At 71.8% G+C, this 25,577-nt stretch carries 28 protein-coding genes; 14 read left to right on the top strand and 14 right to left on the bottom strand.

Translation table 11 applies throughout. The features are described 5' to 3' along the window. Positions 1-157 precede the first annotated feature (157 nt). Complete coding sequence (locus ACFXKZ_RS21470; RefSeq protein WP_380002499.1) at positions 158-769, top strand: hypothetical protein; 612 nt, start codon at positions 158-160, stop codon at positions 767-769. Between the two features lie 206 nt (positions 770-975). Continuing rightward, positions 976-3,045 carry a hypothetical protein gene (locus ACFXKZ_RS21465; protein WP_380002498.1) on the top strand — a complete coding sequence of 690 codons (2,070 nt, stop codon included), beginning with the start codon at positions 976-978 and terminating at the stop codon, positions 3,043-3,045. Positions 3,046-3,122: 77 nt separating this feature from the next. On the opposite strand, the gene ACFXKZ_RS21460 is transcribed toward ACFXKZ_RS21465, so the two are convergent. Then, entirely contained in the window at positions 3,123-4,055 is a 933-nt protein-coding gene (locus ACFXKZ_RS21460; RefSeq protein ID WP_380002497.1) for a DMT family transporter, read from the bottom strand. Between ACFXKZ_RS21460 and ACFXKZ_RS21455 the strand changes: the two genes are divergently transcribed. Further along, positions 4,040-4,216: a hypothetical protein gene (locus ACFXKZ_RS21455; protein WP_380002496.1), complete on the top strand. Its 177-nt coding sequence runs from the start codon at positions 4,040-4,042 to the stop codon at positions 4,214-4,216. The two genes, ACFXKZ_RS21460 and ACFXKZ_RS21455, sit on opposite strands and share 16 nt — an antisense overlap. A 167-nt stretch (positions 4,217-4,383) precedes the next feature. On the opposite strand, the gene ACFXKZ_RS21450 is transcribed toward ACFXKZ_RS21455, so the two are convergent. Then, positions 4,384-4,719 carry an NIPSNAP family protein gene (locus ACFXKZ_RS21450; RefSeq protein WP_380002495.1) on the bottom strand — a complete coding sequence of 112 codons (336 nt, stop codon included), beginning with the start codon at positions 4,717-4,719 and terminating at the stop codon, positions 4,384-4,386. A gap of 143 nt (positions 4,720-4,862) precedes the next feature. Then, the gene (locus ACFXKZ_RS21445) at positions 4,863-5,798 is read right to left on the bottom strand and encodes a LysR family transcriptional regulator (protein ID WP_380002494.1); all 936 of its coding nucleotides are present in this window, start codon (positions 5,796-5,798) and stop codon (positions 4,863-4,865) included. A gap of 80 nt (positions 5,799-5,878) precedes the next feature. Between ACFXKZ_RS21445 and ACFXKZ_RS21440 the strand changes: the two genes are divergently transcribed. Together ACFXKZ_RS21440 and ACFXKZ_RS21435 are read left to right on the top strand one after the other, a co-directional pair. After that, positions 5,879-6,859, top strand: coding sequence for an EamA family transporter (locus tag ACFXKZ_RS21440; protein WP_380002493.1), 981 nt, complete (start codon positions 5,879-5,881; stop codon positions 6,857-6,859). A 111-nt stretch (positions 6,860-6,970) separates the two neighbouring features. Beyond that, a complete protein-coding gene (locus tag ACFXKZ_RS21435) occupies positions 6,971-8,596 on the top strand; it encodes an alpha/beta hydrolase (protein WP_380002492.1) in 1,626 nt (541 codons plus the stop codon). Between the two features lie 100 nt (positions 8,597-8,696). On the opposite strand, the gene ACFXKZ_RS21430 is transcribed toward ACFXKZ_RS21435, so the two are convergent. Further along, a complete protein-coding gene (locus ACFXKZ_RS21430; RefSeq protein WP_380002491.1) occupies positions 8,697-9,170 on the bottom strand; it encodes an indole-3-glycerol phosphate synthase in 474 nt (157 codons plus the stop codon). A gap of 277 nt (positions 9,171-9,447) precedes the next feature. Between ACFXKZ_RS21430 and ACFXKZ_RS21425 the strand changes: the two genes are divergently transcribed. Further along, positions 9,448-10,176, top strand: coding sequence for a rhomboid-like protein (locus ACFXKZ_RS21425; RefSeq protein ID WP_380002490.1), 729 nt, complete (start codon positions 9,448-9,450; stop codon positions 10,174-10,176). 49 nt (positions 10,177-10,225) lie between these two features. On the opposite strand, the gene ACFXKZ_RS21420 is transcribed toward ACFXKZ_RS21425, so the two are convergent. Beyond that, positions 10,226-10,702, bottom strand: coding sequence for an Lrp/AsnC family transcriptional regulator (locus ACFXKZ_RS21420; RefSeq protein ID WP_380002489.1), 477 nt, complete (start codon positions 10,700-10,702; stop codon positions 10,226-10,228). A gap of 172 nt (positions 10,703-10,874) precedes the next feature. Here ACFXKZ_RS21420 and ACFXKZ_RS21415 point away from each other — a divergent pair, with 172 nt between their 5' ends. Next, positions 10,875-11,801, top strand: a complete 927-nt coding sequence (locus ACFXKZ_RS21415; protein ID WP_380002488.1) for an SMP-30/gluconolactonase/LRE family protein — start codon at positions 10,875-10,877, stop codon at positions 11,799-11,801. A gap of 60 nt (positions 11,802-11,861) precedes the next feature. On the opposite strand, the gene ACFXKZ_RS21410 is transcribed toward ACFXKZ_RS21415, so the two are convergent. Both ACFXKZ_RS21410 and ACFXKZ_RS21405 read right to left on the bottom strand, forming a co-directional pair. Continuing rightward, positions 11,862-12,182 carry a DUF6087 family protein gene (locus ACFXKZ_RS21410; protein WP_380002487.1) on the bottom strand — a complete coding sequence of 107 codons (321 nt, stop codon included), beginning with the start codon at positions 12,180-12,182 and terminating at the stop codon, positions 11,862-11,864. A 143-nt stretch (positions 12,183-12,325) separates the two neighbouring features. Then, on the bottom strand, positions 12,326-13,189 hold the full coding sequence (locus ACFXKZ_RS21405; protein ID WP_380002486.1) for an endo alpha-1,4 polygalactosaminidase: 864 nt from the start codon (positions 13,187-13,189) through the stop codon (positions 12,326-12,328). A 204-nt stretch (positions 13,190-13,393) separates the two neighbouring features. On the opposite strand from ACFXKZ_RS21405, the gene ACFXKZ_RS21400 reads away from it, so the two are divergent. After that, positions 13,394-14,629, top strand: coding sequence for an NAD(P)/FAD-dependent oxidoreductase (locus tag ACFXKZ_RS21400; protein ID WP_380002485.1), 1,236 nt, complete (start codon positions 13,394-13,396; stop codon positions 14,627-14,629). A 118-nt stretch (positions 14,630-14,747) separates the two neighbouring features. Here the strand turns inward: ACFXKZ_RS21400 and ACFXKZ_RS21395 are convergent, their stop codons facing one another. Further along, on the bottom strand, positions 14,748-15,368 hold the full coding sequence (locus ACFXKZ_RS21395) for a TetR/AcrR family transcriptional regulator (protein WP_380002484.1): 621 nt from the start codon (positions 15,366-15,368) through the stop codon (positions 14,748-14,750). A gap of 79 nt (positions 15,369-15,447) precedes the next feature. On the opposite strand from ACFXKZ_RS21395, the gene ACFXKZ_RS21390 reads away from it, so the two are divergent. Further along, positions 15,448-16,272, top strand: coding sequence for a dienelactone hydrolase family protein (locus ACFXKZ_RS21390; protein ID WP_380002483.1), 825 nt, complete (start codon positions 15,448-15,450; stop codon positions 16,270-16,272). Between the two features lie 188 nt (positions 16,273-16,460). Then, positions 16,461-18,134, top strand: a complete 1,674-nt coding sequence (locus ACFXKZ_RS21385) for a PucR family transcriptional regulator (RefSeq protein WP_380002482.1) — start codon at positions 16,461-16,463, stop codon at positions 18,132-18,134. A 13-nt stretch (positions 18,135-18,147) separates the two neighbouring features. On the opposite strand, the gene ACFXKZ_RS21380 is transcribed toward ACFXKZ_RS21385, so the two are convergent. After that, complete coding sequence (locus tag ACFXKZ_RS21380; protein WP_380002481.1) at positions 18,148-19,770, bottom strand: FAD-dependent monooxygenase; 1,623 nt, start codon at positions 19,768-19,770, stop codon at positions 18,148-18,150. A 140-nt stretch (positions 19,771-19,910) separates the two neighbouring features. Between ACFXKZ_RS21380 and ACFXKZ_RS21375 the strand changes: the two genes are divergently transcribed. Both ACFXKZ_RS21375 and ACFXKZ_RS21370 read left to right on the top strand, forming a co-directional pair. Further along, the gene (locus tag ACFXKZ_RS21375; RefSeq protein ID WP_380002480.1) at positions 19,911-20,453 is read left to right on the top strand and encodes a CGNR zinc finger domain-containing protein; all 543 of its coding nucleotides are present in this window, start codon (positions 19,911-19,913) and stop codon (positions 20,451-20,453) included. A gap of 62 nt (positions 20,454-20,515) precedes the next feature. Beyond that, a complete protein-coding gene (locus ACFXKZ_RS21370; protein ID WP_380002479.1) occupies positions 20,516-21,487 on the top strand; it encodes an alpha/beta hydrolase family protein in 972 nt (323 codons plus the stop codon). Positions 21,488-21,547: 60 nt separating this feature from the next. Here ACFXKZ_RS21370 and ACFXKZ_RS21365 read toward each other — a convergent pair whose 3' ends face one another. Further along, positions 21,548-22,006: a hypothetical protein gene (locus ACFXKZ_RS21365; RefSeq protein WP_380002478.1), complete on the bottom strand. Its 459-nt coding sequence runs from the start codon at positions 22,004-22,006 to the stop codon at positions 21,548-21,550. A 364-nt stretch (positions 22,007-22,370) separates the two neighbouring features. Here ACFXKZ_RS21365 and ACFXKZ_RS21360 point away from each other — a divergent pair, with 364 nt between their 5' ends. Beyond that, positions 22,371-23,123: a TetR/AcrR family transcriptional regulator gene (locus ACFXKZ_RS21360; RefSeq protein ID WP_380002477.1), complete on the top strand. Its 753-nt coding sequence runs from the start codon at positions 22,371-22,373 to the stop codon at positions 23,121-23,123. Between the two features lie 22 nt (positions 23,124-23,145). On the opposite strand, the gene ACFXKZ_RS21355 is transcribed toward ACFXKZ_RS21360, so the two are convergent. Both ACFXKZ_RS21355 and ACFXKZ_RS21350 read right to left on the bottom strand, forming a co-directional pair. After that, entirely contained in the window at positions 23,146-23,631 is a 486-nt protein-coding gene (locus ACFXKZ_RS21355) for a DinB family protein (protein ID WP_380002476.1), read from the bottom strand. 63 nt (positions 23,632-23,694) lie between these two features. Then, on the bottom strand, positions 23,695-24,426 hold the full coding sequence (locus ACFXKZ_RS21350; RefSeq protein WP_380002475.1) for an SAM-dependent methyltransferase: 732 nt from the start codon (positions 24,424-24,426) through the stop codon (positions 23,695-23,697). Positions 24,427-24,517: 91 nt separating this feature from the next. On the opposite strand from ACFXKZ_RS21350, the gene ACFXKZ_RS21345 reads away from it, so the two are divergent. Beyond that, positions 24,518-25,114 (top strand): helix-turn-helix domain-containing protein, encoded by a 597-nt coding sequence (locus tag ACFXKZ_RS21345; RefSeq protein WP_380002474.1) that lies wholly within the window; start codon positions 24,518-24,520, stop codon positions 25,112-25,114. A 9-nt stretch (positions 25,115-25,123) separates the two neighbouring features. Here the strand turns inward: ACFXKZ_RS21345 and ACFXKZ_RS21340 are convergent, their stop codons facing one another. Next, positions 25,124-25,249, bottom strand: coding sequence for a hypothetical protein (locus tag ACFXKZ_RS21340; protein WP_380002473.1), 126 nt, complete (start codon positions 25,247-25,249; stop codon positions 25,124-25,126). Positions 25,250-25,299: 50 nt separating this feature from the next. Then, positions 25,300-25,464, bottom strand: coding sequence for a hypothetical protein (locus ACFXKZ_RS21335; RefSeq protein WP_380002472.1), 165 nt, complete (start codon positions 25,462-25,464; stop codon positions 25,300-25,302). Positions 25,465-25,577: the final 113 nt, after the last annotated feature.

Below are 25,577 nucleotides of genomic sequence, written 5' to 3'. Positions count from 1 at the left end.
ACGGCGTCGACGACGGCCTCGCAGCGCGGGGAGTGGAACAGGTCGAAGGCGTGCAGGGCGCCCGAGAGTTCGACGTAGACGACGGGGTTGCCGGAGTCGGCTTCGAGGGCCCGGGCGAAGGTTCGGGTGATCTCGAGGCCGAGGCCGCGCGCAAACCGTGGCTGGGGCCATCCTCGACTCGATCGCCGCGGCCGACTTCGACGCGTTCGACCGAGCGCTGCGCGCCGCCGGCCTGCCGGTCGCTCGGGAGACGGTCGCCGCGCTGACCCTCGCCCTGCACGGCGCGATCCCGCACCTGCCGGCGGGAGGCAGCCGCACCCTGGCCGCCGCGGGATTGGACGACCTGGACCGATTCGTCGCCGACCTCCTGGGCACCCTTGTCGATCCGGGCCCGGCCACCGCGCCCGGGGCGAGCACCCCGTCCGCCCGACCCGACACGGCCGACACGCTCGAAACCACGGCTGCGGCGTGGTGCGCCCAGGCCGGGGAGCGCAGGGAGAACCAGGTCAGGAGGGCGGCGAGGGGATGGGTCCCGGAGCGCCGGCCCGGACGGGTGAATCCCGGCGGGGGCGGCGAACAGCCGGGCGTAGGCGGACCACCCCACGCCCCGAGTGCCCGACGGTTGAACTCGCCCCACTCCCCGACCGACCCGGGTAGGCGCCGCCCCGACTCGGATGGCCGCGGTGGCGAGCGCGGCGACTCGCCTCCGGGCCCTGTTGGTTTTTATGCGCGCCGACACCGGCATGCTCTCGTTTCCCACCGGAGGTGATCCGGCCCCGCCCCACCGACCGGAACTGTGCACCCATGATCTTGGCGACTTCGCGACGGGCGTGACCGGAGGCGGTTTCGGGCCGTGCGTGCCGGGCAGCCGGATGTGGGCGTCGGGTGGGGGCGCTGAGAGACTGGTGGCGGGGCGGTGGCGGGACGACGGTTTGCGCGCCCGGCATCGGTGAGGGGCGAAGGGAGCGAAGGATCGTGCTGAGCAGGGCCGTCTCGAGACTGTGGCGGCATGCCGATCCGGACATGGTGATCCGCCTCGTCGCGCGTTGCGATCCGGCCGAACGCGGGCGCGTGTCGGCCGAGTTGGCGGATGTGCCGGGCGTGGTCGAATACGCGCAGGCGCACGGCGACCGGAGCGATCATCTCGCGCTCGCCCGATACGATCGGCAGCGGCGATCCGTACTGGCGGACCTGGTCGCGCTCGACGACCCCGAGGTGGATCGCGAGGTCTTCGTCAATCCGCGCGCCGATACCCGGATTCGGCGCCGAATCCTGAGCCGCGACCGCCCGCCGCACCCCGCATTGCGCGAGATGTTGTCGACGACGCGGACCCGGCCGTACATCCTGGCCCTGGTGTACGCGCGCGAGGCCCGGTTGCTCCGGCACGCGCTGGCCGTGCTGGGTCGGCAGCCGAACCGGGCCGTCGTCGAGCGGGCCCGGCTCCAGGCCTTCGTCGGGCTGTGGCGGGCCGAGGGGCCGGAGGCGGTGCTCGCCGCGCTGTCCGTGCGGAACTACCGCACGCGGGTGATCGCCCCGCTCGTGCGCGCGGCGCTGGACGCGCCCGAGGGGCTGATGTTGCTGGAGGTCGGGACGTGCGCCGACGCGGACACCGACGAACTGATCGCGCTGTTGCGGTCCGCCGGCCTGCGCCGCGCCGAGGCGCGACACGTACTCTCGCTCGCGGCCACGCCGCCGGACTGGGACGCGCTGCTGCGGGCACACCGGCGGACCCCGTTCGCGCCGATCGTGGCCGCCGCGCTCGCCGGCACCGAGGGTTGCCCTCCGGACGCGGTCGTCGAGTTCGATGCCAACCTCGACCACGCCAATCGACCGCTCGAACGCGCCCTGCTGGAACAGGTGGTGACGCCGGAGCGCTTCCTGCACGCGGGCCGGCCGGCGTGGGACGTGTTGCGCGCGATCGACGACTTCTGCCCCCGCTCGGCGCAGGCCGCCGCGTTCGGCCCGCTCGTGACGGGGCTGCGGCCACTGCTGCCGGACGACGTGGTGGGGTGGCTGCGGCTGGCCCGGGTGGGGCCGGGGTATCCGGGCACGGTGCACGAACTGCTGTGCCACGTCCGGGAGTCGGGTGGGGCAGGCGGGGACGACGGGACCGGGAGCGCTCCGGTGGCGGGCGCCGACGCGGTTGCGCGAGCCCGGCCGCCGGTCGGGCCGTCCGAGCTGCTCCGGGGCGCTCCCAGCCCGCTGTCGCTGCTGCTGTCCCGGGCCGATCCGGAACTGGTGGCCGAGGTGGTCGCCGTGCTCGAACCCGCCGACCTGCTCGCGTTCGGCGCCGGCCGGCACACCCTGGCCCCGCCGGTCGCGCTCGCGCTCATCCGCCGCGGGCTCGGGGAGTTCCCGTACCGGCTCGCCCGGCGGATCACCGCCCGCGGCGACGCGCTCCAGGCGCTGGCGGCGATCGACGACGAACTTCCCGCGCACGTCCGCAAGTCGCTCGAGGACGCCGACGAGGGCATCTGGTACTTCGACTCCCACCGCGGCCGAACCCACTACCGGGTCGAGGGCCGTGCCTCGGCGGCGGACCTGGCGACGTGGCCGGCTCCGGAAGTGCTGCACGCGCTGCCTGCCCGCGTGCCGGCCGCCCTGTGGGCCAGGTTGGCCCAGGACCGGGGCCCGATGCCCGCGCCCACCCGTGACCCGGCGGTCGTCGTCGCCGCGTACCACCCGGACTGCCCCGAGGCGCTGATCCCGGCGCTGATCCGCCGTCAACCGGGCTTCTTCTCCCACGGATCGATTCGATCGCCCGCCGTCGCGCGCGCCCTGATCGCCGACCCCCCGGTACGCGACCTGCCCATCTGGGAACTCGGCGACCTGCTGTACGACGGCCTGCTCACCCCCGGCGAGATCCTGACCGGAGCCCGCCCGGCGGCACCCGCCCTGGTCGTTTGCCACGCGTATGCCCGCGACCTGGTTCGTGGGCACCTGCGCGACGACGACGACGCCTGGGCGGTGGCCGCCAACCTGCTCCGCGACTTCACCGGGACACTGGCGGAACTCCTGGCCACGGCGGCGGCGATGACGTCGTGACGGGCTTACGCACCCACGCGGCGGGCCGGCCGCCCGGGAGTTGCGTTTGTGCCAAATCCCGGGCGACCGGCGGGTGTTCACGACGTGTTGCGGGAGGCCGTCTGTTGGATGGAGATGGCGATCAGGACAAGGAGACCGCCGAGGATCCGGCGGCCGTCGAGGTGTTCGCCGTGGAGCAGCACGGCGAGAATGGTGGCGGTGAGCGGTTCCAGGAGCACGGCGATGGTGCCGGCGCCGGGGCCGGCACGGTGGAGTCCGGCGAAGTAGCCGGTGTAGGCGGCGGCGGTCGGGAACAGCCCGAGGAAGAGCAGGGCGCCGAGCGTGTCGGGGCGAACCTGGAAGGCCATTCCGTACACCAGGCCGGCGGGCAGGAGCAGGGCTGCTCCGGCGAGGAAGCTCAGGCCGGTGGAGGCGATGCGGTCCAGGCCGGCGGGTTGTTCGCGGCGATCCAGGGACAGTATGGCGAAGCCCGCCGCGGCGAGCAGGGCCAGTGCGGCGCCCGCCACCCGATGACCCCCCGCGGTGGCTGAGCCGAGCAGGAGGACCAGGCCGCCGGCGGCGGCGACGAGGGTGCCGACGGCACGGCGCGAGGGCCGCCGCCGGTCGAGCAGCGCGGACCCGACGGTCACCATGACGGTGACGCCGACCATCGTGGTCAGCGTGGCCAGACCGACGGAAGTGGCCGCTACCGCACCGAAGTACGCGGCCTGGAAGACCGCGAGCAACAGGCCGGCGGTTGCGATCCGGGACCATGCGGCCCGTCCGCGCGGAAGGACCCCGAGGCGACCGCCGACCGCGGCGTAGGCGGTGATCAGGATGCCGCCGAGCAGCAGGCGGTACGCGGCGACGGCCGGCGGACTCAGCTCCGCCCGGGAGGCTAGCAGGGAGCCGGCGAGACCGCCGGTGCCCCAGAGCAGGCCGGCGAGGACCAGCAGGCCGGTGCCGCCGCGCGGGTTGCGGACGGCGGCCGAGGAGGATGCCGGAAGGAACGGCGATGGACGTGCGGACATGGGAAAGCTCCGACTTCGACGTGGACGAGGACAACGTCGGAGCGGGGTGTCAGCGCTTCACTGCGGATCGCTGCACATCGGGCAGCACCGAATGGGGCCTCGGCGGCAACGGCCTGCCGGGCCCGAAAGACGCCCCGCTCAGTGGCGGGGCGGCGGGGTGATGACGCGATGGCGATGCACGAGGATCACCGTATCGTGCAGGCATGCGTCGGTACACGGCACGGGTCCGTCATCCGCGTGCGGGCGAAGTACCCGTACGGGCGAAATGCCGTACGGGCGCCGCAGTTCGTGAAATGCCGTGACCTTCCTGTGCCTGCGTGGGCCGGTGTCAGCGGCGGCCGAGGATCGTGGCGGCCTCCTCGGGGGTTTCGATGACGATCGAGTGGTAGCTCTCGATACGGGATACGACGCCCTCGCGCGGGCCCTGGCGCCAGGTGTCGCTCGCGTAGAACGCCTCCTCCTGTTCGCGGTGTTCGTCGAGTGAGGCGAACGCGCGGATCAGGTACGCCTCTTCGTGGCCCTCCTCGGCGACGAGCGAGGATCCGCAGTCGACGACGCGGATGCCGGCCTTCTCCAGCATCGGCACCGCCTCCTCCCGCATGACGCGGACGAAGTCGTCGGTGGTACCCGGCTTCAGGCGGTACGTACGGATTTCGAGAATCACGAGCGATCTCCCGGGAGTTCGGGTCGCCCCTCGGCGCTACGGAGGCGCGTAGGAGGGCGGGTGGCGTTCGGCACGCTACCGGCCACCCCGGACGCCGCACCCGGGGATCGGGGGAGTGCGCTTGAGTTTTCCGGCCCGTCGGCTTACGTGCCGTCTCGGTCCGGGGTCGTTGTGTCGGGAAGATCGGGAAGATCGGGAAGGTCGGGAAGGTCGGGAACACCGAGAATGCCGAGGAACGCGCTTGCCGCCGGAGTGCGGGCGAAGCGGCTCCAGATGACGTATTCGACCCGCGCCGGCGCGTCGGCGATCTCCAGCGTGACGACACCGGCGAAGCGCGGCGCGTAGGCGGCCGGCAACATCGCCACGCACAGGCCGCGGCCGACCAGGCGGGGGATGAAGTCGGTGGTGCTGATCTCGAAGGCGACGTCGCGGGTGAGCCCGGCCGCCGCGAAGGCCTGGTCGGACTGGATGCGGCCGGCGGTCCCGGCCGGGAGGTCCACGAACACCTCGGCGGAGAGCCGGTGCAGGTCGACGGTCGACGCGTCGGCGAGCGGGTGGTCGGGGGCGACCATCGCGACGAGGTGGTCGCGGCCGATTTCGTGGGCGGCCACACCCTGGGGGTGAGCGGTCGTGGGCAGGCCGAGGAAGGCGACGTCGAGCATCCCGTCCCGGACCTGCTCGATCAGGTCGTCGCTGGCACCGACCCGCAGGCTGATCCGTACCCGCGGGTAGCGCCGGCGGAAGTCGCCGAGCGCGTCGGGGATGTCGGCGGCTGAGACGGTGGGGATCAGGCCGACGGCGAGGCGTCCACGTACTTCGCCGACGGCGGCGGCGACCTCGGCCGCGGCCCGTTCGGCCGCGTCCAGGCACTGCCGGGCGGCGGGCAGGAACGCCTCGCCTGCAGGGGTGAGTTGCACCCGCCGACTGGTTCGGGCGAACAGTCGCGCACCGAGTTCGCGTTCGAGCCGGGCGATCTGGTGGCTGAGGGCGGACTGTACGACCAGACAGCGTTCCGCCGCGCGGGTGAAGCTGTTGGTCTCGGCCACGGCGACGACGTAGCGCATCTGTCGGAGCTCCATGGACCCATCTTGAATAGAGATCGATGCGGTGACAAACATGTCTTGGACTCATCGATCGGTGTCGGGCCAGACTTCGAGCCATGACAAGCCGAGCCGGCCGAGGGCCGTCAGGCGGCACGGGCGGCGTCCGCCACGGGAACCTGCCACGTACCGCCCTGACCGCCCTGGCGCCCCTGGTCTGGGGCACGACCTACATCGTCACCACCGAACTGCTCCCGTCCGGCCACCCGCTCTTCGCGGGCCTGATGCGCGCGCTGCCCGCCGGTCTGATCGCGCTGGCGTTCACCCGGACGCTGCCGCGCGGCGCCTGGTGGGCCAGGGCCGCGGCGCTCGGCGTCCTGAACATCGGACTGTTCCTGCCGCTGCTGTTCATCGCGGCCGAACGCCTGCCCGGTGGTGTCGCCGCCACGCTGTCCGCGGCCCAGCCGCTGATCGTCGCCGTCCTGGCCGTCGGCGTGCTGCACGAACGCCTGTCCCTGCGGCGGCTGTTCTGGGGCGTGACGGGCGCGGTCGGCGTCGGCCTGGTGGTGATCGGGCCGAACGCGGCGCTCGACACCGTGGGCATCGTGGCGGGCCTCGGGAGCGCGGCCATGATGGCGTCCGGCCTGACGCTCACCAAACGTTGGGGACGCCCGGACGGGGTCGGCCCGCTGGCCTTCGCCGGGTGGCAGATGACCGCCGGGGGCCTTTTCCTGCTACCGGTCACCTTCCTGGCCGAGGGAGCGCCGCCGGCGATCGACGCGAATGCCGCCGCCGGCTACCTCTGGCTGGGCGTGGTCGGCGGCCTGATCACCTACGTCCTGTGGTTCCAGGGCATCGGCCTGCTGCCCGTCACCTCCGTCGCGGTTCTCGCCCTGCTCTCCCCGCTGGTCGCCGCGACGCTGGGTGCCGTCGTTCTCGACCAGACGCTGGGCCCGATCCAACTCGCCGGCTTCGCCCTCGCCCTGGCCGCCATCGTCGCCGGCCAACTCCCCGCCCCCGCCCCGAAGTCCGCCGCCCCCACCGCGGCTCCGGCCGCCGCCCCGCAGCGGAAACGAGCGGCCGATTCGGGCGGCCGGTGACCATTGCCGACCGCCGGTCACGTCCGAAACACCGACCGCCGTGAGTAAAAGCTTGGCAACGTGTGGACGGTAGGCTGGTTATGCAATTTCACATATCACATCATGCTCAGCATGAAAAAAGTCATCGCCCTGTGCTCGGCGGTCGCCGCGATCGTGGCCCTCGGGGGAGCGTCGGTCAGTGCCGCGCCCGACGATCCCGCCGCCGAGGACACCGGGCAGGGAAAACTCGTCTGGAGTTCCTGTAACGACGCCACCACGCCCGCGCTCGAATGCGCGATGCTCGACGTGCCGGTGGACTACGCGGACCCGCGCGGCCGCAAGATCAAGATCAAGGTGAACCGACTGCCCGCCACGGCGCCCGGAGACAAGCGGCAGGGACCGATCCTGCTCAACCCGGGCGGCCCCGGGAACTCGGGGTTGTGGATGCCCGCGTTCATCTCCGGGCAGATCCCCCAGGACGTCGCCTCGACCTACGACTGGATCGGCTTCGACCCGCGCGGCACCAACGGCAGCGAACCGCATGTCGTGTGCGATGCGACCTACTTCCACGGCGAACGGCCCGACTACCAGATCAGCCAGGGCACTTCGAAGGCGTGGCTGACGAAGGCCGCCGGATACGCCGCCGACTGTACGGCCGACTGGTCCTGGCTGATGCCGCACATGACCACCGTCGACAACGCGCGCGACATGGACAGCATCCGACGCGCGCTGGGCGCGTCGAAGATCAACTTCTACGGCGGATCCTGGGGCACCTCGCTGGGCTCCACCTACGGCCAACTCTTCCCGTCACGCGTGCGCCGTATGGTGCTGGACAGCATCGTCGGCCCGACCATCAGCTGGTACGACCACAACATCCTCCAGGACAGGGAACACCAGCGCCGCTTCGACGCGTTCGCCGAGTGGACCGCCAAGGCCGACCCGGTCTACCACCTCGGCACCGACGCCGCCGCCGTCCGGCGGGCGTACGACCAGGTCGAGGCCGCGCTGCGGACCGACCCCGTCGACGCCGCGCCCGCGCCCGGCAAAATCGGCCCCGCCGAGTTCGAGGACACCTTCTACGGCGGCGGCTACAACTTCCTGCGCTGGCCCCGGATGGCCACCGTGCTCTCCGCGTATGTCACCCAACACGACACCAGGCCGCTGAACATCGCCTACAACCGCTACGCCGCGCCGGGCACCGACGACGCCGCCTTCCCGGCGTACAACGCGGCGCAGTGCACGGAGAACGCCTGGCCGCGCGACTGGGAGTTCTGGAAGAAGGACCAGGCCCGGGTCAACGCGACCGCGCCCTTCTACACCTATAACAACATGTGGTACAATGCGGCCTGCATGTTCTGGCCCTACCAGGGCAATCAGGCGGGCCGGCTGAAGATCACCGGCAAGGGCCTGCCACCCGTCCTGCTCTTCCAGGCCACCGAGGACGCCGCCACGCCGTACGAGGGCGGCCTTGCGATGCGCGACGCGCTGCCGAATTCCAGGCTGGTCGTCCAGACCGGCGGCAGCTTCCACGAGATCCTGTTCCACGGCAACGCCTGCCTGGACGACACCTTCACCGCCTACCTGCGCGACGGCAGCCTCCCCAGGGGCGGCGGCCGGATCGCCAAGACCTGTGCCCCCGAGGCCGATCCCACCCCCGTGTACGTGACCCCGCCGCCGGAGCCGACGGCCAAGGGCGCGGGCGTGGCCGTGCCGCTCGCGCCCACCGACCCCGAGGCCGTTCGGGGCGTCCTCCGATAACCCGTCGACCCCTCGACCCGGTGTGATCAGGCGGCCGTCGGCTCCCCGCCGACGGCCGCCGACCCGTGCCGACCCGGGCCACGCGTGGCGGCGATGCGCATCACTCCTCGTCGTCGCTGTGGGCGTACAGCTTCAGCACCGGCACACCCACCTTGTGCCGGGCACGGCTCGCCCAGTCCCGGTGGAAGAACTCCTCGACCAGGTGCGGGGCGGTCAGGACGATCACCTCGTCGGCGTGCGTCTCCTCGACCACGGACCGGAGCAGATCCAGCGGATGGCCCTCGACCAGTTGTCCGACGGCCTCGCTGCCCGCGTTCCGCAGGCTGCGGAGCGAGTGCTCCAGGGCGAGGGCCGCGGGCCGAAGTGCCTCCTCGCCCTCGGGCTCGTCGGATTCGTGGACCGCCTGCTGGAGTTCGCCCAGGGCGACGTCGTCGATGGCGCGCAGCAGACGGTCCTCGGCGCCGCGCGGTTGCAGCAGTACGACGAAGGACATCGTGTCGTCGTGGAGAGTGGTGACGAGGTCGACGTCCGCCGCGGACAGCGGCTGCTCGACCATCAGGACGCTCGTGAACACCGTGGGCCTTTCCGTGGCGCACCCCCAACGGGCGCGGACGGTGAGTAACGATAGCGACACGGATCCGCCGCGACGCCGGTTTCCCGCCGGGCGCCCCGAGGTCGTCGCCCGCCGGTGGCCGGTGCGACGGACCGTGGCGCGCGGGTCGCCGGCATACCCTGTTGTCCGTATGCGTCGTGCGGCCTCGCGTCGTGCGGCCGTATGCGTTTGTGCGCGTCGGGCCGGGAGTTCGGTCGGGGATCCGCGCGGTTGGATCGGTACGGACGTCCGCCTCCCGATGGGGGAACCATTGCTCGCGCCAACCCTCGACTCGACGCGGCGTGCCGTCGGCGCGATGCGCGCCTGGGTCGTATCGGCGCCGGCCACGTACCTCTGGCTGTTGATCATTCACGTCACGACGCTCGACATGTATGTGCGGCTGACCGCCGACGAGCGGGTGGCCTTTCTGCGTCGGCAGAGTACGAACCTGCACAATCTCGACACCAGGCCGCTGTGGGTGATGCCTGCCAGCGCGGTGTGGGCCGAGGGCTGGCACGTGATCAGGTTCGTCGTGATACTCACCGCCCTGTGCGCGGTCGCCGAACGATGGGTGGGCACTCGGCGCATGCTCACGGTTGCCGCGCTCGGGCACGTGGGCGCCACGTGCATCAGCCAGGCGCTGGTCCTGGTCCGGATCCACGAGGGCACGCTGGCGGAGAGCGCGCGCCTGCAGGTGGATGTCGGGCCCAGCTACGGCTACATGGCGGTCGCCGGGCTGCTGTTCCATGGCATCGCCGGCCGTTGGCGCTGGGCCTACGCGGTGGGCCTGGCCCTGTACGTGGGCCTGCCGTTGCTCTCGCAGCGGGACGTCACCGCGACCGGGCATCTGTGCGCGGCGTTGATCGGACTGTGCTGCCACCGCTTCGCACGGGGGCGGCCGAGGTGGGATCCGGATGCGTGGTGGCGCGGCCGGCGCGCGACCCGGTCGGCCGGCGACGCGGTCGGGGCGACGTCCGGCGGTTCGTAGGGCGAGGCGGGGCGGCGTGCGATCCGACGGGCGCGTCGCCCGGACCGGGTCAACGTTCGTCGGGCGCGGCCCCGACCGGTGCCGGCGTGCCGTCGGTGGGGGGCGGGCGTTCGAAGAAGGTGTCCAGGGCGATCGTGGCCTGGGTGCTGCTCACTCCGGCGATGGCGTGGATGCGGCGCAGTACGTCCTGAAGGGCGCCGGTCGACGTGGTGCGGACCTTGAGCAGGACGGAGGCCGTGCCGGCGACGACGTGCGCCTCCTGGATCTCGGTGATCGCGGCGAAGGCCGGTCCGGAGTCGCCGATCCAGGCGACCGAGTCGACGGTGACGAAGGCGAGCACGTCGAGGCCCACGGCGGCCGGGTCGACGTCGACGGTGGTGCGGCGGATGACGCCGGCGGCGCGGAGCTTGCGGACCCGCTCGTGGGTGGCGCCGGCCGACAGGCCGATCTCCCGGCCGAGGTCGGCGTAGGTGCGCGTCGCGTCGGCTTGGAGCAGCGCGAGCAGGCCCCGATCGACGTCGTCCATGGGTCCTCCGTGGGGTGGTGTCGATCGCGGGGGCTCGATGGTAGCGGGCGAGGTAGGCGGCGTCGGAAAGAGGTGTGGTGCGTTCGGCTCGGTGTTGACGTGGTCGAATCATATTCTGTAATCATTGCAAAGCACGAGATGATGTTCTGTGATGACGAGGAGCTGCGAGACGATGTCCGACGCACGAACTCCGATCTACGACGTGATCGACGAACGGTTCCGCGCCGAGCGGTGCATCTACGGCGACGACCGACTGGAGACGCTGTACGACGGGGGTCGTTGGTCGGAGGGGCCGCTGTACTTCCCGGCCGGGCGCTACCTGATCTGGAGCGACATTCCCAACGACCGCATGATGCGCTGGGACGAGACCAATGGGGTGGTGAGCGTCTTCCGTTCGCCGGCCGGGCATCCCAACGGCAACACCCTCGACGCGCAGGGTCGACTGATCACCTGCGAACAGGGCAATCGTCGGGTCACCCGTACCGAACACGACGGCTCCGTCACCGTGTTGGCCGATCGTTTCGAGGGCAAGCGGCTGAACAGCCCCAATGACGCGGTCGTGCACTCGGATGGATCGATCTACTTCTCCGACCCCGACTTCGGCATCACCACCGACTACGAGGGGCATCGCGGCGAGAGCGAGATCGGCGCGACGAACGTGTACCGGATCGACCCGGTCACCGCGGATGTGCGGCTGGTCGCCGACGGGTTCGCCGGGCCCAATGGCCTGGTGTTGTCCGCCGACGAGCGCCGGCTGTACGTCTCCGACACCCGCGCCAACCATGTGCGCGTGTTCGACGTCCGCGCGGACGGGACCCTCTCGGAGGGCGAGGTGTTCGTCGAATGCCGGGCCGGCGACGGGCGGTTCGACAACATCCGCTTCGACGACGGGGGTCGATTGTGGGTGGCGGCGATGGCCGACGGGGTGCACTGCTACGCGCCCGACGGCACCCTCATCGGCCGCATCCGCACCCCCGAACCCGTCGCCAACATCACCTTCGGCGGCGCCAAGCGCAACCGCATGTTCATCGCCGCCAACAACGCCCTGTACTCGCTGGTCACCGCCGTCACGGGCCTGCCACGACTGCCCGGGCGATGACGGAGGCGAAGGGCAGGCGGCCGAACTCGCCCATGGCTCAGCCGAGTTGCCGCACTCGTGCTACGTCGTCCTGCGGTGGCGGCCGGTGCCTTCGCCCAGGTACGGGCCCGGTTGCGTGCGGTGGGCGGCCGTCGTACCGTCCTCGCCGGCTCCCTTCCGCGACGACTGATACAACAGCCGTGCCGCTTCGAGGTAGTTCGCCGCGACGGCCAGGGTGACCCACTGATAGCCGTCCCATTCCAGGACGACGCGCGGTGCCTCACGATCGACGTGGGGTGCGCGGGGCGGGCCGGTGAGGTGTACGGCCTTGCGTTCGCCGACGGGACGCAGCCGCTGCTCGCGTCGGGCCGCCCAGTTTTCCAGGGGTTCGTCGTTGCTCACGTGCTCTCCGGTCCGGATGGGTAGGCTTTGACCGGAACCGTAGCGGCTTGATCGGGCACGGGTGCAAGGATCGACGAGGGTTGATCCGGGTGGGGGAAGCCGCCGGTGCTCGGCAGGTGTCGACGCTCGGCAGGTCCCCGCGCTCAGCAGGTTTCGTAGCGATACTCCCGGTTGCCCGCCGGCGTCACGTTCCGGTCGCGCAGGACCACCGACAACTTCCCGCCCCAGACCCGGCAGGTCGCGGTGAAGTGGGGCTTGGCGTACTCGACGACGAAGACGCGGTTCGCGTAGGCCGCGGCGTACGCGCCGCATTCGTCGTACCGGCCGCACTCCTCGGCCACCGCGAAGTCGAAGCCGACATCGGTGCTGCGGTCGATCAGTTCGGCGCCGTTCTTCTGGGCGACGGCCAGGTGGGCGGCATGCGCCCGGGCGGCGAGGAGGCGGGCGAAGGCGATGTCGTCGGCCGGGGTGAGGAGGCGGTGGGAGCGGGTGTAGGACTCGAAGTTGTCCGGCTCGACGGCCTGGTAACCCGATCGGGCGCACTCGTCGATCCAGTCGCCGACGATCGCGGCGAGGGCGGTGCGTTTGGCGTCGGTGGAGATGTCGAGCAGGGCCTCGTTCCACTCGGTGTCCATCACGATGGTGCCGCCGTCGCGCAGCAGCAGGTCCGGGTGTTCGCGCTGCCATCGGTCGAGGGCGTCGGGTTGGACCTGGAAGGCGTTGATGTAGCAGATGTTGTACCGGCCCGGTTCGGGGCGGGCGGTGCGGTCGCGGGACAACACGCGTACGCCGGGCGGTGGGGCGTAGGCGCCGCCGATTTGGTAGTCGAACCGGGCGTGTGGCTCGGGGCGCACCACGCCCGGAGCGGGCGGGGCGATCGATGCGGGCGTCGGCGGATGCGGCGCGATCTCGATGCCCTCCGACGCGCACCCCGTGAGCAGGGTCGCCGCCACCACCCCGGCGAGCGCGAGGAGGAGGGTGCGGCGACGGCGGGCCGGTGGGCGCATGTTCGAGACTCCGGGAGGATCGGCGAGGGGATGCGAGCGCGCGGGTGCGCGGAACGGGCCCATCGTGCGTCGCCCACCGTGAGGAAATCGTGAGCGCCACGCCGGCTTCCCTGCATACTCGACACGTGGCGTGACATGCCATGAGCGGTGTGTGATCGCTACGCTGCCGGGAGGTTGCCGTGCAGAGTGACGAAAGGGTCGGCCATGAGTACGACTTCGACAGGCTCCCCGTACGTGATCGTCGGCGCGTCCCTCGCCGGCGCCAAGGCGGCGGAGACCCTGCGTGCCGAGGGATACGTGGGCCGGATCGTGCTGATCGGCGACGAAGGGGAGTACCCCTACGAACGCCCGCCGCTGTCGAAGGGCTACCTGCTCGGCAAGAACCCCCGCGACGATGCCTACGTACACGAGGAGACCTGGTACGCCGACCACGACGTGGAACTGCGCCTGGGGCGTACGGTCACCGCGATCGACCTCGCGACGTCGGCCGTCGTGCTGGACGACGGTGAGCGCATCGACTACGCCAAGCTGTTGTTGACCACCGGCGCCACGCCGCGCCGATTGCCCGTGCCCGGCGCCGATCTGGACGGCGTGCGCTATCTGCGGCGCCTGGCCGACAGCGACCGGCTGTTGGCGGACTTCCGCGCCGGTCGTCGGGTCGTGGTGATCGGCGGCGGCTGGATCGGCCTGGAGACCGCCGCCGCGGCGCGCGAGCACGGGTGCCCGGTGACCGTGGTCGAGGCGGCCCCGCTGCCGCTGTTGCGGGTGCTCGGCGACGAGGTCGCCCGGATCTTCCTCGACCTCCACACCGCGCACGGCGTCGAGTTCCGGTTGCGCGCCGACGTCGCGGAGATCACCGGCGACGGCGGCAAGGTCACCGGGGTCCGGCTCGGCGACGGTACGGAGGTGGCCGCGGACGTGGTCGTCGTCGGGATCGGCGTCACCCCGAACACCGCGCTCGCCGAAGCCGCCGGGCTCACCGTGGACAACGGGATCCGTACCGACGCCGCGCTGCGCACCTCGGCCGCCGACGTGTACGCGGCCGGCGACGTCGCCAACGCGCTGCATCCCGTCCTGGGCCGGGGCATCCGCGTCGAGCACTGGGCCAACGCGCTCAACCAGGCGCCCGCCGCCGCGCGTTCGATGCTCGGTCGGGACGTGTCGTACGACCGGATCCCCTACTTCTTCACCGACCAATACGAACTCGGCATGGAGTACACCGGCTACGCCGAACCGGGGGAGTACGACCGGGTGCTGTTCCGAGGCGACCCGGCCGGCGGGGAGTTCATCGCCTTCTGGCTGGCCCAGGGCCGCGTGCTGGCCGGGATGAACGTCAACGTCTGGGACGTCACCGAACCCATCGGGCAACTCGTGCGCTCCGGCCGCGCCGTGGATCCGGAAAGGCTGGCCGACCCGGGTATCCCGCTCGACCGGGTGTAGCCGCGCGGCGGCGGCCAATGGCAGGCGGCCAACGGCACCGGGCCCTCGATTCCCGGTGCGGCGTGAACGAACGCGCCGAACGGTACCGGCTTGGCGACGATGCCTTCGAGTGTCGGTGTCAGGCGCCGAGCACGTCCAGGGACAGGCGTTTGGCGCGGTCCAACTCGGTGTCGTCGCCGAAGAGTTGGTGGCGGGTGTTGGCGGCGCGCAGGTAGGCGTCGATGCGGAAGGCGTCATCGGCGGGGAAGTGGCTGCCGGCCGCGGACAGTTCCGATTCGAGCAGGTGCAGCCACTCGCGGGCGAGGTCGCGGACGGCGTCGGCGACGGGGCCTTCGCGGCGGCCGTATTCGACCGAGGTCGCGGTGATGAAGCACCCGCCGGGGAAGACGCCGTCGCGCGCGTAGGCGACCCAGTTGTCGAGCAGGGCCCGGAGTCGGGGCCGCCCCGGGGCGGCGGGCCACGAGGGCTCGACGACGTGCCGCAGGTACAGGGCGCGGGCCTCGGCGACGGCGGCGATCTGGATGGCTTCCCGGTTGGCGAACACCGTGAGGATCCCGCTCTTGCTGTGCCCGGTCCGGGCGGCGAGCGCGCCGACGGTGATGGCGTCCAGCCCGTGCACGGTCGCGGACATGGCGGCCTGTCGGGCGACTTCGTGCCGGGTTCGGTCGCCGCGGGCGCGGCGGCCGTCGGCGCGCGGCGCGGGGGAATTCGCGGCGGAGTCACGGGTGTCCGGGGCCATGCGCCGATTGTATGCGATCGATCGGTCGTGTAGTGTGCGATAATTACGACCGATCGATCGCATATTGGGGGAGTGCATCATGGGTGTCGACGGCGGCGCCGGGCTGGACGGCTTCGCGAAACGCGTGCTCTCGCTGTCCGGGAGCGAGAAGACCGTCCATGTGGCCGGGAACGGGCCCGCGGTGGTCGTGATGCCCGAGATGCCGGGTATCAGCCCCGACGTGGTGCGCTTCGCCGGGTGGGTACGCGATGCGGGATTCACCGTCTACCTGCCGTCGCTCTTCGGCGTCGACGGGGCGTATCCCACCGTCGAACTCGCCGAGCCGATCGTGCAACGGGCGTGTGTCAGCAAGGAGTTCAGGGCGTTCGCGGGCGGCGGCACGAGCCCGGTGGCGGTGTGGCTGCGCGCGCTGGCCAGGACCGCGCACAGCGAGTGCGGCGGACCGGGCGTCGGCGCGGTGGGGATGTGCTTCACCGGCAACTTCGCGCTGAGCATGACACTGGAACCGGCCGTCATCGCCCCGGTCCTCGGCCAACCCTCACTGCCACTGGACGATCCGGCCGCCCTGGAACTGTCGCCCGAGGACGCGGCCGCCATCCGCGAGCGCTTCGAGCGTGACGAACTCACCGCACTCGGCCTGCGCTTCGACAACGACAAGTGGTGTACCGGCCAACGCTTCGCCGCCTACGCACAACTCCTCGGCGACCGCTTCGACGGCCGCGTCCTCCCCGGCGACTACGCCAACCCCGAACCTCCGCCGTTCTTCCGCGACGTGGTCCGGACCCCGCACAGCGTGGTCACCGCGCACCTCGTCGATGAGGAAGGCCATCCCACCGTGCGAGCCCGCGACGAAGTCCTCGCATTCCTCCGCGCTCGCCTGCTTCCCGATCACGCCACGGCCTGACGGCACCCGCGTCGATGCGGAAGCCGCGCTCGTAGCCGCCGCGACAGGCAACCATCCGCCGACGGTTTGTCCCGGTTCCGGCCGGGTGAGCCGGGTGGTTCGATCTCCCGTGATCTTCCCTTCGACAGTGATTGTCGGGTACGACATCGGGGGACCGTATCGTTTTGCCGCACCGAGGTGACACCCACGTGACGAACCACCACCGCCGAAGCCTTGCCCGCGTGGTCGAGGATTTCGGCCGCACCTTCCTCGATCTTGTCCACGGCGACGCGGACACCGTGGAGGAGATCGGCGGGGTGGTCATTCACGACCCGTACGACGAACCGGCCTACCCCCGGCACGCCGTGGTGCTGGGACCGGCCGTGCACGGACCCGTCGAGATCGCCCGGCTCCTGGGCACGCTCGGCGTGCACGGCGTCACCGCCCTGATCGTGCGCGGACCCGTCGAGCCCGACGAAGAGGTCGCGCGCGTCGCCGCCGAGACGGGCATCGCCGTGCTGGCGCTGACCCGGGGCGCGTCCTGGGCCCAGCTCGCGGCCATGCTCCGCACGTTGCTCACCGAAGGCGACTTCGGCGACGCCGGCGGGCAGACCCTGGGCGGAGTGCCCTCGGGAGACCTGTTCGCGCTGGCCAACGCCGTGGCCACGCTGCTGGACGCCCCCATCACCATCGAGGACCGCCGCTCGCACATCCTCGCCTTCTCCGGCCGACAGGACGAGGCCGACCCGTCACGTGTGGAGACCATCCTCGCCCGCCGCGTCCCGGAGAAGTACCTGCGCGTTTTCGAGAGCCGGGGCGTGTTCAAGGAGCTGTACCGCACCGGTGAGCCGCTGCTCATCGCCCCGGCGGTCGACGACCCGGACGAGCCCGCGCTCTGGCGCACGGCGGTCGTGGTCCGGGCGGGCGACGAGATCCTCGGCTCGGTGTGGGCCGCGGTCCGCGAACCGCTCAGCCCGGAGCGCACCGCCGCGTTCCGGGACGCCGCCCAGCTCGTGGCCCTGCACCTGCTGCGCCACCGGGCCGGCACCGACGCCGAGCACCGGCTGCGCGCCGACCTGGTCACCACGGTCCTGGAGGGCGGCGCCGGCGCGACCGACGCACTGGCCCGCCTGGGTCTTGTGCACGAGCCGACGGTGGTGCTCGCGCTGGGCGTGGTCCCGGACGGGCCCGAGGACGACACCCGACTCACCGCCGAACGGCAACGACTGACCTCGGCCTTCGCGGTACACCTCCACGCCGTGCAACCGCGCTCGGCCGTCGCGCTCCTGGGCGACGTCGCCTACGCCGTGCTGCCCGCGCCGGGCGATCCGAGCGCCGCGCGCGAGCGGGCCGTACAGATCGCCGACAACTTCCTGGAACGCACCGGCGATCGGGTCAAGGCGCTGATCGGCGTCGGATCGATCGCGGAGGAGCCCACCGCGCTGCGCCGCTCGCGTCGAAACGCCGACCGTGCGCTGCGGGTGTTGTCGAGCGGTGAGGTGAAGCTGCGGGTCGCCTCGATAGCCGACGTGCACATCGACGCACTGCTCCTGGAGATGCGCGACCTCGCCGCCGTCAACGGTGACGAGCTGGTGGGCCCGCTGGCCCGATTGGTCGCCTACGACGCCAAGCACCAGTCGAACCTGGTCGAGACGCTGCGGGCGTGGCTGGACGCCTTCGGCGACGTGGCCTCCGCGTCGGCGAGCATGTTCGTGCACCCGAACACGTTCCGCTATCGCATGCGTCGCATGGCCAAGGTGGGCCGGGTCGACCTCCAGGACCCGGCGGCGCGGTTCGCGATGACGCTGCAACTGCGCTTGATGGGGCCCCGGTCGGGTGGATCGGTTGGCGCCGACGCGGCGCGCTCCACGGGCGCGCGGTAACGAGTCGGTGGGGTCATCGGGCTCCGGTGAGGATGCGCCGCAGCACCTCGCGGAGCTCGGGGCCCGCGGGTGGGGCGGCGGCGCGCCAGGCGATGTGGCCGTCGGGGCGGATCAGGGCGGCGCCGCTCGCGGGCAGGGCGTACAACCGCCGGAAGGAGCCCGGGTGCTCCTCGCGCAGCCGCAGGCCGTCGAGCGGGTGGACGGTGACGGGGATCCCGGCCGCCGCGGCGGCGTCGGCCTGTCGGTGCCAGGCGGGGGTGTCGGCGGCGGTGATCAGGGTGAAGTCCGGGCCGATGAGGTCGAGGGTGGAGGCGACTTGGGGCGGGCCGGCGAGGCGGATGTGCGGGGCACGGTGTCCGGGGGCGCCGCTCGGGTGGTAGCCGGTGACATCCAGGGGCGGTGGGGCCGGGATGTCGGGGTCGGGGGCGACGGCGGTGGAGCGGTAGGCGGCGGTGAGGAGGAGTTCGTCGTCGATGCGATAGCCGGTCCGGGAGCGGGCGTTGCCGTCGGATACGTCGATGACGTGGCGGGCGACCGGGCGGCGCTCCGCGTCGTAGCTGTCCAGCAGGGCCGGGTCGGCGCGGCCGGCCACGACGGCGGCGAGTTTCCAGGCGAGGTTGTCCGCGTCGCCGATCCCGGTGTTCATCCCGTGTCCGCCGGTGGGCGGGACCACGTGGGCCGCGTCGCCGGCCAGCAGCACCCGCCCGCTGCGGTAGCCGGCCGCCAACCGGGCGTCCATCCGCCAGCACATGGTGTCGCGGACGGTCACATCGAGGTCGGGGATGCCGGCGGCGGTGCGGACGAGGGCCGCGAGCCGGTGCGGGTCGTCGAGGTCTTCGCCCGCGCGCGGGTGCTCGGGGTCGAAGGGGTACTGGTAGATCCAGTTGCGGTCGTTGTCCACGGCCATGAAGCCGCCGAGTGCGGGCGGGGTCAGGAAGTAGGCGGCACTGGCCCGGTCGGCCACGACGGCGCCGAGCGGCGCCTCGAAGCGGACGCTGAGGTAGTGGCCGAGGCCGGTGGGACCCTCCATGGCGATGCCTGCGCGGGGCCGGACCGTACCGGCGGCCCCGTCGCAACCGACGAGCCATGCCGTGCGCACGGTATGCCGACGGCCGGTGTCGCGGTCTTCGAGCACGACATCGAGGCCGGCGCCGGCCTCGATGTCGCGTGTGCGTTCGGCTCCTGCCCCGGCTTTCGCCTCGGTGAAGGACAGCAGGCGCATGCCGAAGCGAACGCGGTCGGGTGCCGATTCGCGCGCCCGGCGCAGCAGCACCGGTTCCAGCGCGTCCTGGGAGCAGATCACCCCGGGTGAGGGGGTGTGTTCGTCCCCGGCGCACGTGTCGTGGGCGACGCCGGTGCGGACGAAGTCCGGGTCGACCAGGTCTCGGCCCCGGTAGAAGAAGACCTGCGAGGCCGGGAGACCCGCGTCGCGCACCGCATCCTCGAGCCCGCAGCGCCGCAGGATCTCCATCGAACGGGCCGCGACGCCACGGGCCTTGGGGTGGCGGGAGGGACCCGGACGGGCTTCGACCAGCAGGTGGTCCACGCCGTACCGGGACAGCAGGATCGACAAGGTCAGGCCGATCGGCCCGCCGCCCACGATGAGCACGGAAGTCGTCGGTGGTGGTGCGTGCATGGCTCTCCCGGGGGCGGATCGCGAGCGGTGAAGTGGACGATCATCAAGATCGTAACGCTCGGTGGATTATTTAGACGTTACCATCGTATGGTCGCACGGGAAGAAGCCCGCGACGGAGCCGGTCGGAGAGGACGAAGCGCATGCCCGAGGACCTCGGCGCGGACAACCCCCGCGGCCTCTACTTCATCGCCGACCTGGCGAACACCGTCCAGGACGACCCCGGCGTCGGCGCGCCGGCCCTCCATGCCCTCCTGGCGCACCACGGCGGCCCGTCGTTCGCGCTCACCGAGGACGACGCCCGGCGACTGCGCGAGGCCGCCGCCCGGTTGATTCGCATCCTGGAGACCGACGACGAGGACCGGGCGGCCGAGGCGATCAACGCCCTCCTCGACGAACATCCCGCGCAGCCCTACCTGGTCCGCCTCCCCGGACGCCCCTGGTCGATGCACGCGAAGGCGCCCCGGGACGCCGGCCCCGCCCACTGGCTCCTGGCCACCTGTGCCCTGGCCCTCGGTCTGTGGCTCGGCGAGCGCGGCCGCTGCGCCTGGGGGCGGTGCGCCGCGCCCGACTGCGACCACTTCTTCATCGACACCGGTCGCCGAACCCCGCAGCGCTACTGCACCCCCCGCTGCGCCACCCGGGTTCGGGTGGCCGCGCACCGGGGTCGACGGGCGATTGACTAACCGGAACCGCGTTCCGTATATTAAGCGGAACGACGCTCCGCTTCTCTTCAGGGGATTTACCCATGAGTACATCGACCCGAATCGGCGACCTCCTCGGCCCGCCCACCCCCGTTCTGTCCGTCCGGCCGGTGGTGATCCCCGCGCCCGGTCGCGCCGTGGACCTCCAGGTGCGCGTCACCGCGCCCGTGACCGGGAGCGAGTTGCCGATCCTCCTGCTCTCGCACGGGCAGGGACACTCGAACCACCTCTCCTCGCTGGACGGTTACGCGCCCCTCGTGGACTTCTGGGCGAGCCACGGCTTCGTGGTCGTCCAGCCCACCCACCTGAGTTCGACGACGCTGAAGCTCGCCCCCGACACCCCCGGGGCGCCGATGTACTGGCGATCGCGCGTCGAGGACATGACCCGCGTCCTCGACGCGCTCGACGTGATCGAGGCCGCCGTGCCACATCTCCCCGGGCGCTTGGACCCGAGCCGGGTCGCCGTCGCCGGACACTCCATGGGCGGCCACACCGCGAGCCTGCTGCTGGGCGCCCGGCTCGCCGACCCGGACGACGGGAGCGAGGTGCACCTGGCCGACCCGCGGATCAAGGCGGGCGTACTGCTCGCCGCGCCCGGCCGAGGCGGCGACGCCCTCACGGCTCCCATGGCCGCGCACTTCCCCTTCCTCGCGACCCCGGACTTCTCCCGGATGACCACGCCCACCCTCGTGGTCGCCGGCGACAAGGACGCCTCCGCCCATCTGACGGTCGCCGGTCCGGAATGGCACACCGACCCGTACTTCCTCGCCCCGGGCCCCAAGTCCCTGCTCACCCTGTTCGACGCCGAGCACGGACTCGGCGGGATCTCCGGCTACGACGTCGCCGAAACCACGGACGAGAACCCCGAGCGGGTGACCGCGGTCCAACACCTCACCGGGGCCTACCTGCGCGCCCGACTCCACCCCGACGACCCCGCATGGCAATCGGCCTGGCAATCGGCGTGCGACGCGCTGGCGTCCGCCCCGAAGCCCATGGGTCGCGTCGAATCCAAGTAGGCGTGTGACGGCGGCCCCCGGGAACTCGCTTCCCGGGGGCCGCCGTTGCGTGATGTGGGGTCAGCAGGGCACGGGCAGGTCGAGGGTCACCGGGCGGGCGGGCCACTGGTAGGACTCCACCTCGAAGCTGCCGTGGATGGTCGAGCCGCACTTGATCGCGCCGCCGACGCCGTAGACCTTGATCGTGGTGAAGTTGAAGACGTCATTGCGGCTGACCGCGCCGAGGGACACGCCGGACACGTTGCCGGTCAGGCGCAGCGTCACCGGGAGCGGCTGGGGGTACGGGCCGCCCGGGGACGGGGGACCGGCGAGCCCGACCTGGCCGAAGAGCTGGACATTCTCACCGGTGACCTCGGCGCACACCTTGGTCGACAGGCCCGACTGCAGGCCGTAGGTGCCGCAGGTGACCGACGTCGGCGTGGTCGGCTGCGTGTCGTCGGCGGACGCGACCGGCGCCGTGGCGAGGACGCTCAGACCGGCCACGCCTATCGCCGCCGCGGTGATGATGACCTTCTTCATGGGAATACCTCCGTTTTGTGACGCCCGGAACGGACGTTCATCGCTGATGAGGTGTGACATTTCACATCTCACATGACACATACTCGCACAACCCTGAGCCACCGAGTGACGTCGAGCGGTGACCGTGGACGTGATGTGCGTTACATCTGGTTGATCGGCGATGACTTTCCGTCGTGCGGCGGGCCTCGTGGCCGAAAATCGGCCCCGATTCCCGGGAAGGCGCTCAGCAGAGCGACGGCCAGGACCAGCCGGGCCCGGCGCAGCGGCGAAGGGTCAGCCCGCGAGGCGCCGATGAACTTAGTTCAGTTGTCATGAACTAAGTTCTATGCAACGAACTTAGTTCTCGTCAAGCTAGGATGTGCCCATGCCCTCCGACCAGCCGAGGCGGGGCCGCGCCGCCCGCCACGCACCGCAGCCCGCCGACCCCGCGCCGACGCCCCCGCGCCGGGAGCCGATCACCCTCGAACGCATCACCGACGCCGCGTTGCACGTGGTCGCCACCGAGGGATACGACTCGCTCACCGTGCGCAGGATCACCCACGTGCTCGGCACCGGACCGTCCTCGCTGTACGCGCACATCGTCAACAAGGACGACATCGACGACCTGATCATCGGCCGCCTGTGCTCCCGGATCGTGCTGCCGGAGCCCGACCCGGCGACCTGGCGGGCCCAGACCCACGACGTGTGCGGGCAGCTGCGCGACCAGTTCCTGATGTACCCGGGCATCTCGCGCGCCGCGCTCGCCATGGTCCCGACCAACCTGGAGACGTTGCGGGTGAACGAGGGGCTGCTCGCGATCCTGCTCGCGGGGGGCGTCGCACCGCGGACGGCCGCGTGGGCGATCGACAGCCTCTCCCTCTATGTCTGCGCCTACGCGCTGGAGCGCTCGCTGCTCGGGCAGCGGCAGAAGCACCCGGACTACGCGTGGGTGCTCAGTCGGGACGAATTGGTCGGCCGGTTCGAGGCACTACCGGCCGACCGGTTTCCGCAGATCAGGCGGCATGCGGCCGAACTGACCTCGGGGGAGGGGCACGACCGGTTCGACTTCGCCCTCGGCTTGATCATCGACAACCTCGTCCCGGACGGTCCCGGACCGGTGGCCCCGACGGCCTCGTAGCCGGGCCCGGCCGGCGGCGGGTTCAGCGACCGGTGGTGCCGTCGACGAGTTCGCGGAGGATGTCCGCGTGGCCGGCGTGGCGACCGGTTTCCTCGATCATGTGGGTGAGCGCCCAGCGCACGCTCGGCGCCGAGCCGGGACGGCCCGGCCGGGGGAGCGGGGCGCCGAGGTCGGTGCAGGTGTCGAGGATCGTGTTCGCGCGGTCGACGGTCTCCCGGTAGCGGGCGACGACGTCGGTCACGCCGTCCTCGGCGGCGGGTCGGAACGTCGCCTGCCAGTCGGTGACCTTCTCGCCGAGGAACATCGCGCCCTCGACGGCGGTCAGATGGGTGAGCAGGCCGAGCAGGTTCGTACCCGAGGGCACCGCCGCGGTGCGCACCGCGGGTTCCGGGGCTCCGTCGACCTTCGCGGCGATCGAGGTGCGCAGGTAGTCGAGGAATCCGCGCAGGACGTCGACTTCGGTGTTCGCGGTGCGGGGCGGCGGGGTGTCACGGCGGCGGGTGGGCACGGGGTTCTCCTGGTGCGTGGTGGGGGCTCGTGGTGCGGAGGGCTTGGTTCGGCGGGAGCGGTGTCACGCGGTGCGGCGGACGAGCAGGACGTGGTCGATCACCTCGGCGGTGCGGCCGTCGGGGCCGACTGCGATCCGGTGCGGCATGTCCGCGCGTTCGACCCACCACTGCGTGGGGGACAGGCGCAGCGGCGCCACGACCTCCCGGGGCGTCGGATACCGCACGTCCGGGTCCTGGTTCCACGACCACGGCGCCGTCGAACCGTGGTCGACGACCAGCAGTCGTCCGCCCGGGCGCAGCAGGTCGGCGGCGGAGCGCAGGACGGCGGTGCGGTCCTGTGCGTACGGGGTGTGGAAGTAGTGCGCGTTGACCAGGTCGAAGCGCAGGTCGGGCAGCGCGGCGCGGATGTCCTGCGGCGTGGCGGTGATGCGATTGCCCAGGCCCCGGGCGCGGGCCAACCGGGCGAGCCGGGAGGTGGCCACGGCCGAGACGTCGAGGGCGGTGACCCGCCAGCCGCGGTCCGCGAGCCACAGCGCGTCGCCGCCGCCACCACATCCGAGGTCCAGCGCGTCGCCCGGGGGCAGTGCGGTGACCGTCTCGACGAGGCGGGCGTTCGGCCGAGGGTCGGTGGGCGCGGGACGCCCGGCGTAGACCGAGTCCCAGTAGCGGGCGGCGTCGTCCCCGGAGGGGTGCGCGTCGGTGGGATGCGGTGCCGCGTTGGTGGGGTGTGGTGTCACTTCGGTGAGGTGTGGTGGCGCGTCGTTCCGGTGCGGTGCGGCGTCGGAGTGCTCCATGGGGTTCCTTCCCCTCGGTGTCGGTGCGGCCAGTCTCGGCCGACGTACCACCGGGTGGCGCGTTTCCTTGCCGTTTCGGCAAGCTGGTCCCATGGACTCTGCACTGGAAGACGTGCTCGACGCGGTCGGACCGCGGCTGCGGACGCTGCGGCAGGCGCGTGGCATCACCCTCGCCGATCTCTCCGCGACCACCGGGGTGTCCGAAAGCACCCTGTCCCGGCTGGAGAGCGGTCGGCGCCGGGCAACCCTCGAACTGCTGCTGCTCCTGTCGGATGCCTACGACGTCCCACTGGACGATCTGGTGGGTGCCCCGCGCGCCGGCGATCCGCGTATCCACCTGAAGCCGATCCGGCGGTTCGGGATGACGTTCGTGCCGCTGTCCCGACGGCCGGGCGGTACACAGGCGTTCAAGATGATCATTCCGGCGCGGCCGGAACCGCTCGAACCGACGTTGCAGACCCACGAGGGGTTCGAGTGGCTGTACGTGCTCGGCGGCACGTTGCGCCTGGTGGTCGGCGAGCGGGACGTCACGGTGCAGGCGGACAACGCGGTCGAGTTCGACACCTCGCTGCCGCATTGGCTGGGCAGCGCGGACGGCGGGGCGGTGGAGCTTCTGGTCCTGTTCGACCTGCAGGGCACGCGGGCGCACGTACACGGCGGCCGGGGCGCGCCTCGGGCGCGGACCTAGGTCGGAGCGTCAGTGCCTGCGGTGGCCGTGGCGGCGTCTGGCCAGCCATCGGGTGGTCAGCACGACCAGCAGGATGACGACGGCGATCAGCACGATCGCCGCGATGCGCAGGCGCAGCACCGATTCCGTCGACATTCCGGCCTCCTTCGGTGTGCCTGCGTACGACGGTTGCGTGCGGGCTCGGACTAGTTGCCGGGTCGCCGGGACCTGGTCCTGGTGCGCTTCCAGAGCAGGAGGGCGACTCCGGCCGCCGCCGCGCCGAGCGCGGGTGCGCCTCGCTTGGCGCGACGCCCGGAGGTGGCGCCGTGATCGGCCGCGCGGTCCTTGACGGCGTCGGGGGTCGGGGTCACGATGCGGGCCTTGGTTCCAGCGCGGGATTCGTGGCGGGTGCCCATGGTTGTCGTCTCGCTTCCTGCGGTTCCGGCGTGACTTCCTGTGTGTATTCCTGTCGGGCGGCTACCCG

It is taken from the genome of Embleya sp. NPDC059237, assembly GCF_042754105.1.
GTDB lineage: Bacteria > Actinomycetota > Actinomycetes > Streptomycetales > Streptomycetaceae > Embleya.
This window is presented reverse-complemented; position numbering and strand designations above follow the sequence as displayed.